This is a genomic window from Streptomyces sp. NPDC053673, from assembly GCF_055585225.1.
On sequence record NZ_JBVJKN010000011.1, the window covers coordinates 164,989 to 178,066 of the forward strand.

Sequence of the window (13,078 nt, forward strand, 5' to 3'; positions counted from 1 at the left end):
CCGCACGAGTGGCCGAACCGGCCCAACGCGGTCACCCGCGACGGGCCGATCGGACCCTTGCCCGGCGTGGCGGCCTTGCTATCGGCCGGCCGGCAGCGCGTAGAAGGTGCGGTCGCGCCACACCACGGCGGTGCCCCCGGCCACCACCCCCCGGTAGCCGGATGGGGGTCCCCCCGGACGGAGTCCGGGGGAGGCTGCGCGGCCGCCCGCGTCCTGGAACTTCCACAGCCGGCTGCCGTCCGCCGCGGCGACGGCCGTGACCTGTGTGGACTCCAGGACCAGCGCGGTACGCCCGCCCGTGGGGAGCAGCACACGCGGCCGTCCGTCGCCACCGGCCTCCGTGGACTGAGTCCAGCGGATGGCGCCCGTCGCCGCGTCCAGCGCGAGGAGCTGATGCCCGTCGGTCGGGACGTAGAGCGTGTCGCCCTGGACCACACCTTCGCCGGCCCCGCCGGCGGCCCGCCACAGATGCTTGCCGCTGCCCGTGTCGTACGCGTGGAGACCGTCGTCAGCCGCCGCGTACAGCCGCCCCGAGGGATCGCCGGACACGGAGGCGCCCTGGTGGACGGCGCCGAAGTACTTGCCCCACCGGCGGCTGCCGGTGGTCCGGTCGTACAGGGCGAACAGCGCCCTGCCCTTGTTCACCTTCTGCTGCTGCGGGGTGAGCGAGTCGCTGTCCTGCCGTACGAGGATGCCGTCGGGGCGGACGGCGATGCCCTGGTAGCGCGGTACGGCGTTCCTGCCGCGGCCGTTCGGGACCTGGGCACGCCACAGCTCCTTGCGCGCGACGACGTCGTACGCGAAGAGGTACGTCCGTGAGCCCGCGGTCCCGGTGAACCAGACGACCGGGCCCTCGGCGGCGGCCACGGCGCTGACGTGGGCCGGGGCGGGCGCGCGGTGCCGGACGGTGCCGTTCTGCGGGGAGAGCCACACGAAGTGCGTGGCGCCGATGACGATCAGGCTGTCACCCGCGACGACGGGACGGTGCGCGGCCCCGGCGGCGGGCTGCGTCCACAGCCGGCGGCCGGTGCGCATGTCGACCCCGGTGGTCTGCCGGGCGTCGGTCACGACGAACACGCGGTCGCGCCATGCTGCCGCCTGCAGCGACCCGGCGGTGGGGTGCTGGTACGCCCACAGAGGCGTGGGCGGCACGCCGGGCACCGGCTTCGCCGCGGGCACCGGTCCGGCGGCGGCCGGTGCCGCGGCCTCGCCGTCCCCGCCGCTCAGGGCCAGGCCCAGCCCACCGCCGACCACCAGCCCGACGGTCCCGGCCACGGCCCCGACCACCACGGCCCGCCGCTCGGCCCCGGCCTTGGCGGCGAGCACGGAGGCGGTGAGGGCGGATTTGGGGGCGGCAGGGTGCGCCTCGTTGCCCGGCGGGGCGCTGTCCGGCTGCCTCACCCAGCCGGCAAGACCGGGCGCACCCGCCCCCGGGGCCGCCACACCGGCCTCCGCGGCAGGCCGGGCCCTCGGGACACCCAGGGGCGCGGTCACCCTGTCGGTGGCGCGTGCGCCGACGGCACCGAGCGCCAGGGTGCTTCGGCCGCTCCCCGCGCCGGGCGGCAGTGCCGGCGCGCCGACAGCACCGGCGGGAGCCGCGGTGTCGGCGGCCGGGGCGTCCTGGGGCTGCCCATCCCCGGCTCGTACCGGCGGCCGCGGCCCGGCGGGCGAGCCTCCGGTCTGCTCGCCCTCGTCGCGCGGTGCGCCGTCGGCGGGTGGGAAGTCTTCGGGCGCGGGTGTTCCGACGGTGGTGGGCCCTGTGTCCTCGGCGGGCGTGGCTCCGGTCTGCGTGCGCTCGTCGCGGGGTGCGCTTTGGGCGGGTGGGAAGTGTTCGGGTGTCTCGACGCCGGTGTCCGGCTCGCTCTCGCCGTGCGCCTGCGCGAAGGCGCGGTCGGCGGGTGCGGCTTCGCCGCCCGGCGCAGGTGCCCCGGCAGACGCGTCCTGGCCAGGCGGCCCCAGGTGGGAGGACACCGCGGCCGCCTGGCTCGCCAGGGCCGTCAGCAGCGGCTCCGGAAGCCAGCCCTCCTTGGCCAGGGCCGCCGCCCCCTCCAGGGCCAGGGTGGCCGCGGCGCTGCCGGCCGTCGGGCGTGCCGCCGGGGACTTGGCCAGGCAGGAGGCCACGAGGTCGCGCAACCCCTCCGGGACGGCGTCCAGTTCGGGCTCCGCGTCGGCGATGGCTGTGCCGCCGGCGAGCGGAGTCGCACCCGTCGCCGCGTACGCCAGCAGCAGGCCGAGGACGAAGATGTCGGACGCCGTGCCGGGCTTCTCGCCCGCGAGCTGTTCCGGAGTGAGGTAACCGAGGCGTACGGACAGCTGTCCGCCGGGGCCCGCTTCGGCGTGGGCGGCCGCGCCCAGGGCGCCGAAGGCCGCGAGCCGGGGGCCGTCCGCCGCGAGCAGGACGGTCTGCGGGGCGAGGCCGTGGAGCACGGTGCCGGTGGCGTGGACCCGCGAGAGCGTCTCGGCGAGGCCCGCGCCCAGGGTGCGTACCGCGCGCTCCGGGAGCGGGCCCGCGAGCGCGATCGCCTCGCCCAGCGTGATCGCCGGGACGTACGAGGCGGCCGTCCACAACTCCGGCCCGTCCGCGCCGGTGGCGACGGGTGCGAGGACCCAGCCGCCGCTCAGCCGGTCCGCGGTACGGGCCTCCGCCTCGAAGCGGTGCCGGAACGCGGGCAGCGCGGCGAGCCCGGGCCGGGCGAGGGAGACGACGACGGTGGCGCCGTCGGTCCCGGACCGCGCGAGGTACTGGACGGTGCTCGCGGTCTCCCGGAAGCGCGACAGCGTGTCGTACGGGCCGATGCGGGGTGGATCGCCGTCCTGCAACGGCTGCGGCGACTCCATCGGCTGCATCGGCTGCATCGGCGAGCTCCCCCCTGGCGGTGCGGTGGGCTTGATCCTATTCGGCCCGCTTCGGCTTGGACCAGGGCCAGTTGAGCGTGCGGCGCTCCCGGCCGCCCGGGGCGTACTCGTACTTCCAGCCGCGCGGCAGCCCGAGCCGCTTGGTGTGGCCGGAGGGGACGCGGCGGTACGCGTACACGGTGGGTGGCCCGCCGTCGTCGTCGGGCACCGGCACCTCGTACCAGAGCGGAGGGTTGCCGGTGGGGCCGACGAGCACGGGCAGTACCCGCCCGTCCAGGGGCCCGCCGACGAAGGGGGTGTTCTCGCTTTTCACCCGCCCAGTCTCGCTCAGGCCCGCGGTCACGTCTCTTCGCGCAGCAGGTGGCCCGCGTCTTCCAGGACCGGGATCACCCGGCGGGCCAGCGTCCCGACGGGTCCCGACGGACCCTCCATCGCCAGCAGCGCCCTGACGACGCCCGCCGTCTCCTCGTCGGTCGCCGCCGTCGCCGCCAGCAGGCCGACGAGATGGTCGACGAGCCAGTCCCGCAGCTCCTCGACCGGCGGGCGCTTCTCCTCGTCGAGCCAGATCAGCGAGGCCGCCTCGACCGCGGCGATCCAGGTGCGGACCATCATCCGCAGCCGGGGCCCCGGTTCCGGGACACCGAGGTGGACGAGGATCTGCTCGGCGGCGGCGCGGCGCACCTCGTCGACGATCGCGCCGGTACGGGACGTCTCGGCGACGCTGCCGCCCTGGAGAAGGGCGCTGAACCCGGCGTCGTGTTCGTCGACGAAGACGAGATAGCGGTCCAGCACCCGGCCGAGGCGCTCGGTGGGAGGGCCCGCGGAGGGCTCGGCGAAGCAGAGCACGAGCGCGTCCGCGGAGCTGCGCAGGGCGGCCTCGTACAACTGCTGCTTGCCGCCGGGGAAGTACCGGTACACGAGCGGCCGCGAGACTCCGGCGGCCTCGGCGACGTCGTCGAGCGACACCTCCTCGGGCGCCCGGTGCGCGAACAGCGTCAGGGCGGCGCGCAGGAGCTGGCTGCGCCGCTCCTCGACGCTGAGGCGCCGGTACGCGCGATTCGCGGCGGGAGCACTCGGGGTCATACCCGCAGCGTAACCGCCGCCCCCGCGCGCCCCATCCCGGAATCCCGTCCTCCGCCCCGGGGCCGGGGTGCGGCCGGCCCCGGCACGAATGCGGACCGCCGGGCACCGGAGCGAGTCGGTCGTCCTCCGGGCAGTCTTCCGGGGGCCTCCGCGTCGCCTTCCGGGATGTCCTCCGGGACGGCTCACGGGCTCTTTCTCCAGGGTGTGCGCCCGCTCAGGCCAGGAGTCCGGAGCTCTTCCACAGCCTGCGGCCCGCCCCGCGCAGGCTGTGTCGAAGTGCGGCTCCGCCGCGTGGCGATCTCGTCCGTGGGGCGGGGCGGTTGCGGGGTTCCTGTGTGCCTGCTCAGGCCAGGAGCCCGGAGCTCTTCCACAGCCTGCGGCCCGCCCCGCGCAGTACTCCGATCTCGTCCAGGAAGTCCGTGAGGCGCTTCGCGCCCGTCTGCATCACCTCGCGGCGGTGGCCGCTCGCCTTGACCTGGGCCACGGCCTGCTGCCGGTCCAGGCCGACGTTCTCGTACACCTGGGGGTTGATGAAGCAGACGGAGAAGACCCGCGCCGCCTGCCCGCAGCTGATCCGGGTGAACTCCTGCTCCCAGCGGGGCGCGGTCACCATCTGGCGGCGCAGCTCCTCGCGGGCGTACCGCACATGCCGCGCCTCCTCCACCACATGGATCCGCGTCACGCCCCGCACCAGGGTCTGGACGCGCTCGTCCGGGAAGGTCAGCCGCTGCATCCAGTCGAGGATCTCCTCGCCGAGCAGCGTCGCCGCGAAGGAACCGGGCGTCGTGGAGACGGTCTTCAGGACGCGCGCCAGGTTGTGGTAGACCCGCGGCACGGGATACGCGGGGGCGCCGCCCTTCTGGATCATCTTCGCGAACATCATCGAATGCCGGCACTCGTCCGCTATCTCGGTGAGCGCGTACCGCACATGATTGCTGGTCACCGACTTGTCGTAGATGTGCCGCACCAGCAGCTGCATGAGGATGATCTCGAACCAGATGCCCAGCGAGGCGAGTGACGCCGCCTCGTGCCGCGCCAGGTCCATCCGCTGCTCCTCGGACATCCTCTTCCACAGCGGGGTGTCGTACAGGGACACCAGCTCCGGCGGCCAGAACCACTTGCCCTCCTCGACCGGGGCCTCCCAGTCGAGCTCCTTGTCAGGGTCGAAGGAGTGCTTCGCGGAGGACTCGAGCAGGCGGGCGGCGACCTGTTCGCGGTCCCGCAGCGGGCCGAGGGCGTCGCGGAGGGCGGTGAGATCGCGTGGCGTCACAGTCGTCATGGTCCTTATGAGACTGCGCGTCAGTAGCGCCGTCAATCCCTTGTGCGGGACTTGTTGACTCGGCGTCTACCAACGTGTGAGCCTGCCAAGGGACGTCAGACGGACCGTCAGTCGAGGCGAAGGAGCCGTTCGTGCCGACACGTGACCTCTACACCCACACCCCCGACGACCCCATCTGGTCCGTCCCGGCCTCCGGAGCTGCTCGCTTCAGCTGGGAGGCCATGTATGTCGGCCAGGAGAACGGCTCCGGCCGCGACCGTCTCCTCGCCCTCTACCAGAAGGGCAAGGACAAGCAGTGGGACGGCGCCAAGCGGATCGACTGGGACCTGGAGGTGGACCCGTACGACCCGCTCGGCACCCCCGACGAAGCCCTCAGCCTCTACGGCACCCGCCACTGGTCGAAGATGACCGAGAAGGACAAGGGCGAACTGCGCCGGCACTACTCCTCCTGGCAGTTCAGCCAGTTCCTGCACGGCGAGCAGGGCGCCATGGTGTGCGCCGCGCGGATCGTCGAGTCCGTGCCCGACCTCGACGCGAAGTTCTACTCCGCCACCCAGACCATGGACGAGGCGCGGCACGCCGAGATCTACGGGCGCTTCCTGCACGAGAAGATCGGCATGCTCTACCCGATCAACGACAACCTCCAGGGTCTGCTGGGCGACACCCTGCGCGACTCCCGCTGGGACATGCCGTACCTCGGCATGCAGGTGCTCATCGAGGGCCTCGCCCTCGCCGCCTTCGGCATGATCCGGGACACGACCGACAAGCCGCTGCCCAAGCAGATCCTGGCGTACGTCATGCAGGACGAGGCCCGGCACGTCGCCTTCGGACGGATGGCGCTGCGCGACTACTACAAGCAGCTCACGGTCGCGGAGCTGCGCGAGCGCGAGGAATTCGTCATCGAGGGCTGCTACCTGATGCGTGACCGCATCCGGGGCCTGGAGGTGCTGGAGGACTTCGGTATCCCGCGGAAGGAAGCGGAGGAGTACACCGAGCAGTCCGAATTCCTCCACCTCTTCAGGAAGCTGCTCTTCAGCAGGATCGTGCCGTGCGTGAAGGACATCGGCCTGTGGGGCGAGCGGCTGCAGAAGGCGTACGTCGACATGGGCGTCTTCGAGCTCGGCGACTCCAGCCTCGACCTGCTGATGACCCAGGACGAGGAGCTCGCGGAACAGCTGGACCGGGAGCGCTTCGCGGCAGAGGAGGCGGAACGGGTGGCGGAGGTGGAGCAGGCGATCGAGGCAGGCGGGGCGGCATGAGTTGCTCCGGAGCCTTGCCTCGACCACTGATCACCCGTTCGGAGGACGATCTCCGGTTCCGGCTGGGTACGCTGGTGGTACCAGGCAGGCTCCGTCGCATGGGAGCAACCATGAGCGCCGCACGCGAGTACGGGCTGCACGAGGACTATGAGTGGGCCCGTCCGCCGGTGGGCGGGTGGACGGCGGACGACCTCGACGAGCTTCCGAATCTTCCTCCGCACACGGAGCTGATTGACGGGAGCCTCGTCCTCGTGAGTCCGCAGACTGCCTTTCACATGCGTACCGTCCGTCTGCTGGACTCGTCCCTGTTCGACCAGGCACCTGACGAGTTCGATGTGTACCGTGAGTTCACCGTCACGCTCGGCGACCGCAACCGCCTGGAGCCTGACGTCCTCGTGACCCGCGCTGATGCCGACACCGGCCCCAAGCGGACCCGACTCCTGCCCGAGGACGTCATCCTGGCCGTCGAGGTCGTTTCCGAGGAATCCGTGGAACGTGACCGGGACGTGAAGCCTCGCAAATACGCGCAGGCAGACATCCGGCACTTCTGGCGCGTGGAGGAGAACGACGGCCTTCCTGTCGTGTTCGTCTACGAACTCGATCCCGCAACCCTGTCGTACGGCTTGACCGGCATCCACCACAATCAGCTCAAGCTCGATCGTCCCTTTCCCATCGAGATCGACCTGACCGCGATCAACCGTCGGAAGCCTCGCGCCTGACAGCCGCCCCCTGAAGCCGAGGGGCTCACTCGGAGCCCGGCGGGAATGTCGTCCGCAGCGTGAACGCGTGCGGTGTCGGGCCGTGCTCCCGCACATGGAGGAGGCGCTTCTCGGCCTCCTCCACGGTCGGGCGGTGGCCCGCCTCCACCCACCACATCGTGGTCATCGCCTCTTCCACCCGCTGGAACCACTCGTAGCGCCGCGACAGCAGCTCGCGGTGCCGTCCCTGGTACATGAAGGCGGTCAGCGCATCGGTGTCGCGCCACACCGACATGTTGACGATCAGCCACTCGTCGCCGAAGACGGGCACATCCGTCGCGTTGCCCGAATCGCTCTGGAGCCGCCAGATGAAGCCGTCGGCCTCGTCGGCAACGGTGTTCACCGGGTCGAGCGCGTCGACGAAGTCCTTCAACTCGGGGGAGTCCAACGGGAATCTGAGCCGTGCGATGTTCACCTGGGCCAGTTCGTAGGCCGGTTGCTCAGTGGTCATGGCCGCACGATAAGCGGCCGCAGCCCAGCCGTCCGCCCCGTTCCGAGGACCGAGACCGACCGCACCCCCGCATCCGCATTCGCATCCGCGCTCGCATCCGCAGACCGGCAACCCGGTCAGGGCTTCCGCAGCGCCGCCACCATCACCGCTCTCGCGATCGGCGCCGCGTCGCCCCCGCCGCTGATCTCGGCGCCGGCCGCCTCCGGGTCCTCCACGACCACCGCGACCGCCACCGCCGGGCGGCTCACGTCCCGCTTCTGCGCCCAGGCGATGAACCAGGCGTACGGGGTGCCGCGGTTGCCGACGCCGTTCTGGGCCGTGCCCGTCTTCCCGCCGACCGTCACCCCGCCGATCTGGGCGCGCGTTCCCGTCCCCTTCTCGACCGCCGCGACCATCAGCCGCTGCAGCTCCTGCGCCGTCACCGGATTCATCGCCCGCTGATACGACCGCCGCGGTGTCTCCCGGATCGTGTCGCCGTCCCAGGTCGTCGTCCGCTCGACCAGATGCGGGTACGGCAGCTCACCGCCGTTGGCGACGGCCGCCGAGACCATCGCCATCTGCAACGGCGTGGCGCTCGTGTCGAACTGGCCGATGGACGACAGCGCAAGCTGGTCCACGCTCATCCGCCGGTCGAAGTTGGACATGGCGACCCGGGACGGAATCCGCAGTCCGCCGTCGTTGAACCCGAACCGGCCCGCCGTCTCCAGCATCCCCTCCAGCCCCACCTTCGTCCCCAGGTTCGCCATCACCGTGTTGCACGACCACTTGATCGCATACAGGAGCGATGCCTTCTCGCAGCCGGGCACCGGATTGGGGAGCTCCGTCCGAGTGCCCGGGATCAGATACGGATCAGGCGTGTCGGTCGGGGCGTCCAGATCCGTGACGACCCGGGCCTCCAGCGCCGCCGCCGCCGTCACGATCTTGAAGGCGGAGCCGGGCGGATACGTCTGCCGGATGGCCCGGTTGAGCATCGGACGGCTCTCCGACCCGTTGAGCCGCTTCCAGGCGGCCGTGACGGCCGCGCTGTTGCCGGAGAGCACTCCGGGGTCGTACGAGGGGCTGCTGACGAGCGCCAGGATCCTGCCGGTCGACGGTTCGAGCGCGGCGACCGCGCCACGCCGGCCGTCGAGGCCGTCGTACGCGGCCTGCTGCATCGAGGCCTTGATGGTGGTGACGACCTTGCCGCCGGGCCGCTCCGAGCGGGTGATGTCGTTCCAGAAGGGGAGCGGGGCGAGCAGCGGATCGGTGCCGGACAGGATCGGGTCCTCGGCGTGCTCCAGCAGCGTCGTGCCGTATGTCTGGGAGGCGAAGCCGGTGACGGGCGCGTACATCGGACCGTGCCGGTACGAGCGCTCGTACCGCAGCTGCTGGCCGGTGTCCTTGGAGCCGGTGATGCGCTGCGAGCCGACCATGATGTCGCCGCGCGGCTCGTCGTAACGGGCGATCTCCGGGCGCCGGTTGGCCGGGCTGGCGTTGAGCTCGCCGGCCTGGAGGACCTGTACGCGCACGGCGTTCACAAGCAGCGCGACGAGCAGCAGCAGACAGAGCGCGGCCGCACGCCGGATGTAGCCGGTCACCGTGCCTCCTCGGGGGCGACCGGTGCGGCGGTGGGCGCGATGACCCCGGTCTCGACGGGCTCGGGGTGCGGGGCGCGCGCCGAGTCGCTGACCCGGATGAGCAGCGCGACGATGATCCAGTTGGTGACGACGGACGAACCGCCCTGCGCCAGAAACGGCATGGCCATTCCGGTCAGCGGGATCAGCCCCATCACCCCGCCCGCGATCACGAAGACCTGCACGGTGAGGATGGCGGCCAGACCCACGGCGAGGAGGCGTCCGAAAGGATCGCGCAGGGCGAGGCCCGCGCCGTAGCCGCGGGCCACCAGCAGCGCGTACAGCAGGAAGACCGCGGTGAGTCCGGCCAGCCCCAGCTCCTCGCCGGCGGTCGCCAGGATGAAATCGGACTTGGCGGCGAAGCCGATGAGGACCGAGTGGCCCGCGCCGAGCCCGGCGCCGAAGACGCCTCCGGCGGCGAACGAGAACATCGACTGGGCGAGCTGGCTCGGCCCCTGGCCCGCGTCGATGGAGGCGTACGGATCGAGCCAGTCCTCGACACGGCTGTGCACATGCGGTTCGAGGGCGCCGGCGGCGAACGCCCCGACGGCCGCGAGCAGCAGTCCCACGGCGATCCAGCCGGTCCGGCCCGTCGCGACGTAGAGCATGATCACGAAGAGCCCGAAGAACAGCAGCGAGGTGCCGAGATCCCGCTCCAGCACCAGGACGGCGACGCTGACCAGCCAGATCGTGACGATCGGGCCGAGTACCCGGCCGGTGGGGAGCTGGAGTCGCCAGATCCGGCGGCCGGTGTGGGCGAGGGCGTTGCGGTTGGCGGCGAGATAGGCGGCGAAGAACAGCGCGAGCAGGATCTTCGCGAACTCGCCCGGCTGGAAGGAGAATCCGCCGATCCGGATCCAGATCCGAGCGCCGTTCACCGCCGGGAAGAAGATCGGCACGATCATGAGACCGAGCGCGGTGGCGACCGAGAGATACGCGTACCGCTGCAGGATCCGGTGGTCGAGCAGCAGGACGACGACCGCGATGAAGAGCGCGACGCCGAGGGTGGACCAGATCAGCTGGGTGGGGGCGGCCCGGTCGCCGGGTGTCTCCAGGTCGAGCCGGTAGATCAGCACCAGCCCCACGCCGTTGAGGAGCACCGCGATCGGGAGCAGGAGCGGGTCCGCGTACGGGGCGCGGATCCGCACGGCGAGATGCGCGAGCAGGGCGAGCAGACCGAGGCCCGCGCCATAGGCGACGGCATCGGGCGGGACGGCGCCGTTCCTGGCGAGGCCGACACCGACGTAGCCGTAGACGGAGATGAGGACGGCGCAGACCAGGAGCGAGAGCTCCACGCCCCGCTGCTTCGGCGGGTGAAGTGCGGGTGGGGGAGCGTCCGCTGTCGTTGCGGTCATGTCCCGCAACGTAGCAAGAGGGCGTCTTATGTCAGCTTATCCATGGACGTAATGGGCTCCATGTCGGCGGCGGGGTCGTCGGCGTCGGCGCCCCGCGCGGCCGGTTCGCCGTTCTGCGCGCAGCCCGATGACGTCGCGAAGCCCGATGGAGCAGTGGAGTCCGGGCAGTCCGCGAGGTGGACGTACTCGGGAAGCGTCAGCCCGGCGACCGCCCCGCCCTCCGGCGCGTTGGCGAACACCAGCTCCGCGCCGATCACCGCGGCCTGCCCCACCGCGATCGTCAGTCCGAGGCCGTGGCCCTTGCCGCCCGACTCCGTACGGAACCGCTGCGGGCCGTGCTCCAGCAGATACTCCGGATAGCCCGTGCCGTGGTCGCGGACCGAGACCACCGGCCCGTCCACCGACACCGTCACCGGCTGCGCCCCGTGCTTGTGAGCATTGGTGATCAGATTGCCGAGCACCCGCTCCAGTCGGCGCTTGTCGGTCTCGACCCGTGCCGGGTTCACGATCCGCAGCTCCGTCTCCGCACCGGAGGCCCGCACCATCCGCACCAGCCGCTCCACCAGCGGAGCCAGTTCGTGGATGTCGAGATCGACGGTCTCACCGCCCGCGTCCAGGCGCGATATCTCCAGCAGATCCTCGGTCAGCGCCCGCATCGTCCGCACCCGGTCCTGCACCAGTTCGGAGGGGCGGCCCGGCGGCAGCAGTTCGGCCGCGGCGGACAGCCCCGTCAGCGGGGTGCGCAACTCGTGCGCCACATCGGCGGTGAAACGCTGCTCGCTCAGCAGCTTTCCCTGGAGCGTGCAGGCCATGGTGTCCAGCGCGCCGGAGACCGTGGCCACCTCGTCCTCGGGGCGTGAAGGGTCCTTCGTGCGGGGATCGCTGACACGCGCGTCCAGATCGCCCGCGCTGATCCGCCGTGCCACCTGCGCGGTCAGATGGAGCCGCCGGGTGACCCGGGTCACTGCGAACGCCCCCACCAGCAGCGTCGCGCCGATCGCCAGCACCGAGGAGCCGAGGATCGCCCGGTCCAGGCCGGAGATCGTGCTCGCGCTGAGCGTGTAGTCGATGCGCACCGCGATCGCGCGGCCGTCGGCCGGGCCCGCCGCCCACATCGTCGGCCGCCCCTTGAAGTCGGCGACCACCGTGCCGCGCTGCCCACGCAGGGCGAGAGCCCGCAGCTCGCCCGGCATGCCCGGCGGATCCACCGCACCGAACCGCCCGACCGGCTCGCCCGCCTCGTACGCCCGCGTCACGTCCTCCAGTCGGGACAGTGCCTTCTCGCGGGCCTGGTCCACCGTCTGCTGGGTCACCGACACATGCACCAGCGCGCCGAGCAGTGCCGCGAGCGCACAGCACATCACAGTGATGAAGACCGCGGCCTTCCAGGTCAGCGTCGCGGTCCAGGAGGGCAGCCGCGGCCGCCTGCGGCGCGGGGTGGAGCGACGGGTCATGGGGCGTCCGCCGACGGCTCGGGCCTGCCGGGCTTGGCGGGCTTGGCGGGCTTGACCCGGACGATCTCGTCACGGGTGGGGAGCATCGTGCGCTGCTGCTCGTCCCAGGACCAGGCGGTCCGGTACTCGTAGCCGGGGATGCCCGCCGAAACGGCGCGCGTGATCAGGTTTCGCCCGGCCAGTTCCACGCTGACAATCGGCTCCGTGTGCGCCATGATGCGCGTCAGCCCGCCCTTTTCCGGCATGTAGATGCGAATCGCGGTCTGGTGTTCGGGCAGGGTGATGCCGACGATCAGCTCGTCCTTTCCGTCGCCGGTGAGATCCCGGTAGTACGGCTTGAGTATCGGGCAGGCCTTCGGCTTCGTTCCGCAGTCGCGGATCTGCCGGGCGGTCCGGGCGTAGAGCCCGTCGACGCCGGTGACCTCGCCGGGGTCGGCCTTCACCTCGGCCTGGACGACGGCGACCGGGTCCATGGTGCGGACATCGCCGTCCGGCACCTTGATGCCGGGAACGTGTTGAGTGTCACTCTCGCCGTAGTCGACCGGAGGCGCGGAGATCGGCGGCAACTCGGGCCACAGCTCGACCGGGCCGATGGCGGTCGGGGTCGCGCCCGCGCTCTCCAGCCCGCCCGCGTCCTGGCAGCCGGACAGCAGCAGCGCGGCGGCCGTGGCCGCCAGCGTTGCGCCGATGACGGTGCGAAACGGGCTCAAGGGGCTCCCTGCTGGTGCTGCGTGCCATCACTTCACGCGGCCGGGACGAGGCCGCGAGGAAGATGATGTCGTCCGTGCGGTGACCATTCTCGGCCGGGCCACCGCAGATGGTCGGACGGGGCTCCGGCCGCTCGGTCGTCCCGAAAACCTTATTCGGCCGAAGCGGACCCACGTCCCACAGCCCGCACCCGGCGACCGGCCTGGACCCGGGCCAAACGGACCCACGTCCCACAGCCCGCACCCGGCGACCGGCCTGGACC

11 protein-coding genes are annotated in these 13,078 nt (G+C 71.9%); 2 read left to right on the plus strand and 9 right to left on the minus strand.

Going from position 1 to position 13,078, the window contains the following annotated elements; translation table 11 throughout:
- Window positions 1-78: 78 nt before the first annotated feature.
- From ACZ6ZQ_RS18475 to ACZ6ZQ_RS18490, 4 genes are all read right to left on the minus strand, one after another.
- On the minus strand, window positions 79-2,856 hold the full coding sequence (locus ACZ6ZQ_RS18475; protein WP_469769549.1) for an outer membrane protein assembly factor BamB family protein: 2,778 nt from the start codon (window positions 2,854-2,856) through the stop codon (window positions 79-81).
- Between the two features lie 37 nt (window positions 2,857-2,893).
- On the minus strand, window positions 2,894-3,169 hold the full coding sequence (locus ACZ6ZQ_RS18480) for a hypothetical protein (protein ID WP_453663951.1): 276 nt from the start codon (window positions 3,167-3,169) through the stop codon (window positions 2,894-2,896).
- A gap of 26 nt (window positions 3,170-3,195) precedes the next feature.
- Window positions 3,196-3,939, minus strand: a complete 744-nt coding sequence (locus tag ACZ6ZQ_RS18485) for a TetR/AcrR family transcriptional regulator (RefSeq protein ID WP_469769550.1) — start codon at window positions 3,937-3,939, stop codon at window positions 3,196-3,198.
- A 343-nt stretch (window positions 3,940-4,282) separates the two neighbouring features.
- A complete protein-coding gene (locus tag ACZ6ZQ_RS18490) occupies window positions 4,283-5,218 on the minus strand; it encodes an AurF N-oxygenase family protein (RefSeq protein ID WP_469769551.1) in 936 nt (311 codons plus the stop codon).
- Between the two features lie 131 nt (window positions 5,219-5,349).
- Between ACZ6ZQ_RS18490 and ACZ6ZQ_RS18495 the strand changes: the two genes are divergently transcribed.
- Both ACZ6ZQ_RS18495 and ACZ6ZQ_RS18500 read left to right on the plus strand, forming a co-directional pair.
- Window positions 5,350-6,477: a ferritin-like domain-containing protein gene (locus ACZ6ZQ_RS18495; RefSeq protein ID WP_469769552.1), complete on the plus strand. Its 1,128-nt coding sequence runs from the start codon at window positions 5,350-5,352 to the stop codon at window positions 6,475-6,477.
- A gap of 110 nt (window positions 6,478-6,587) precedes the next feature.
- Window positions 6,588-7,196, plus strand: a complete 609-nt coding sequence (locus tag ACZ6ZQ_RS18500; RefSeq protein WP_469769553.1) for a Uma2 family endonuclease — start codon at window positions 6,588-6,590, stop codon at window positions 7,194-7,196.
- 25 nt (window positions 7,197-7,221) lie between these two features.
- On the opposite strand, the gene ACZ6ZQ_RS18505 is transcribed toward ACZ6ZQ_RS18500, so the two are convergent.
- The 5 genes from ACZ6ZQ_RS18505 to ACZ6ZQ_RS18525 all read right to left on the minus strand — a co-directional run bounded on the left by ACZ6ZQ_RS18505 (window position 7,222) and on the right by ACZ6ZQ_RS18525 (window position 12,818).
- Complete coding sequence (locus ACZ6ZQ_RS18505) at window positions 7,222-7,686, minus strand: DUF3291 domain-containing protein (RefSeq protein WP_469769554.1); 465 nt, start codon at window positions 7,684-7,686, stop codon at window positions 7,222-7,224.
- Between the two features lie 116 nt (window positions 7,687-7,802).
- The gene (locus ACZ6ZQ_RS18510; protein ID WP_469769555.1) at window positions 7,803-9,263 is read right to left on the minus strand and encodes a penicillin-binding transpeptidase domain-containing protein; all 1,461 of its coding nucleotides are present in this window, start codon (window positions 9,261-9,263) and stop codon (window positions 7,803-7,805) included.
- Window positions 9,260-10,654 (minus strand): FtsW/RodA/SpoVE family cell cycle protein, encoded by a 1,395-nt coding sequence (locus ACZ6ZQ_RS18515; RefSeq protein WP_469769556.1) that lies wholly within the window; start codon window positions 10,652-10,654, stop codon window positions 9,260-9,262. Before ACZ6ZQ_RS18515 ends, ACZ6ZQ_RS18510 begins: the two co-directional genes overlap by 4 nt.
- Window positions 10,655-10,680: 26 nt before the next feature.
- A complete protein-coding gene (locus tag ACZ6ZQ_RS18520) occupies window positions 10,681-12,108 on the minus strand; it encodes an ATP-binding protein (protein WP_469769557.1) in 1,428 nt (475 codons plus the stop codon).
- Complete coding sequence (locus tag ACZ6ZQ_RS18525) at window positions 12,105-12,818, minus strand: hypothetical protein (RefSeq protein WP_469769558.1); 714 nt, start codon at window positions 12,816-12,818, stop codon at window positions 12,105-12,107. Before ACZ6ZQ_RS18525 ends, ACZ6ZQ_RS18520 begins: the two co-directional genes overlap by 4 nt.
- Window positions 12,819-13,078: the final 260 nt, after the last annotated feature.

Coding starts and splice junctions, on each gene's coding strand:
- ACZ6ZQ_RS18485 (WP_469769550.1), bottom strand. CDS start 3,939: ATGACCCCGAGTGCTCCCGCCGCGAATCGCGCGTACCGGCGCCTCAGC.
- ACZ6ZQ_RS18475 (WP_469769549.1), bottom strand. CDS start 2,856: ATGCAGCCGATGCAGCCGATGGAGTCGCCGCAGCCGTTGCAGGACGGC.
- ACZ6ZQ_RS18500 (WP_469769553.1), top strand. CDS start 6,588: ATGAGCGCCGCACGCGAGTACGGGCTGCACGAGGACTATGAGTGGGCC.
- ACZ6ZQ_RS18520 (WP_469769557.1), bottom strand. CDS start 12,108: ATGACCCGTCGCTCCACCCCGCGCCGCAGGCGGCCGCGGCTGCCCTCC.
- ACZ6ZQ_RS18515 (WP_469769556.1), bottom strand. CDS start 10,654: ATGACCGCAACGACAGCGGACGCTCCCCCACCCGCACTTCACCCGCCG.
- ACZ6ZQ_RS18490 (WP_469769551.1), bottom strand. CDS start 5,218: ATGACGACTGTGACGCCACGCGATCTCACCGCCCTCCGCGACGCCCTC.
- ACZ6ZQ_RS18505 (WP_469769554.1), bottom strand. CDS start 7,686: ATGACCACTGAGCAACCGGCCTACGAACTGGCCCAGGTGAACATCGCA.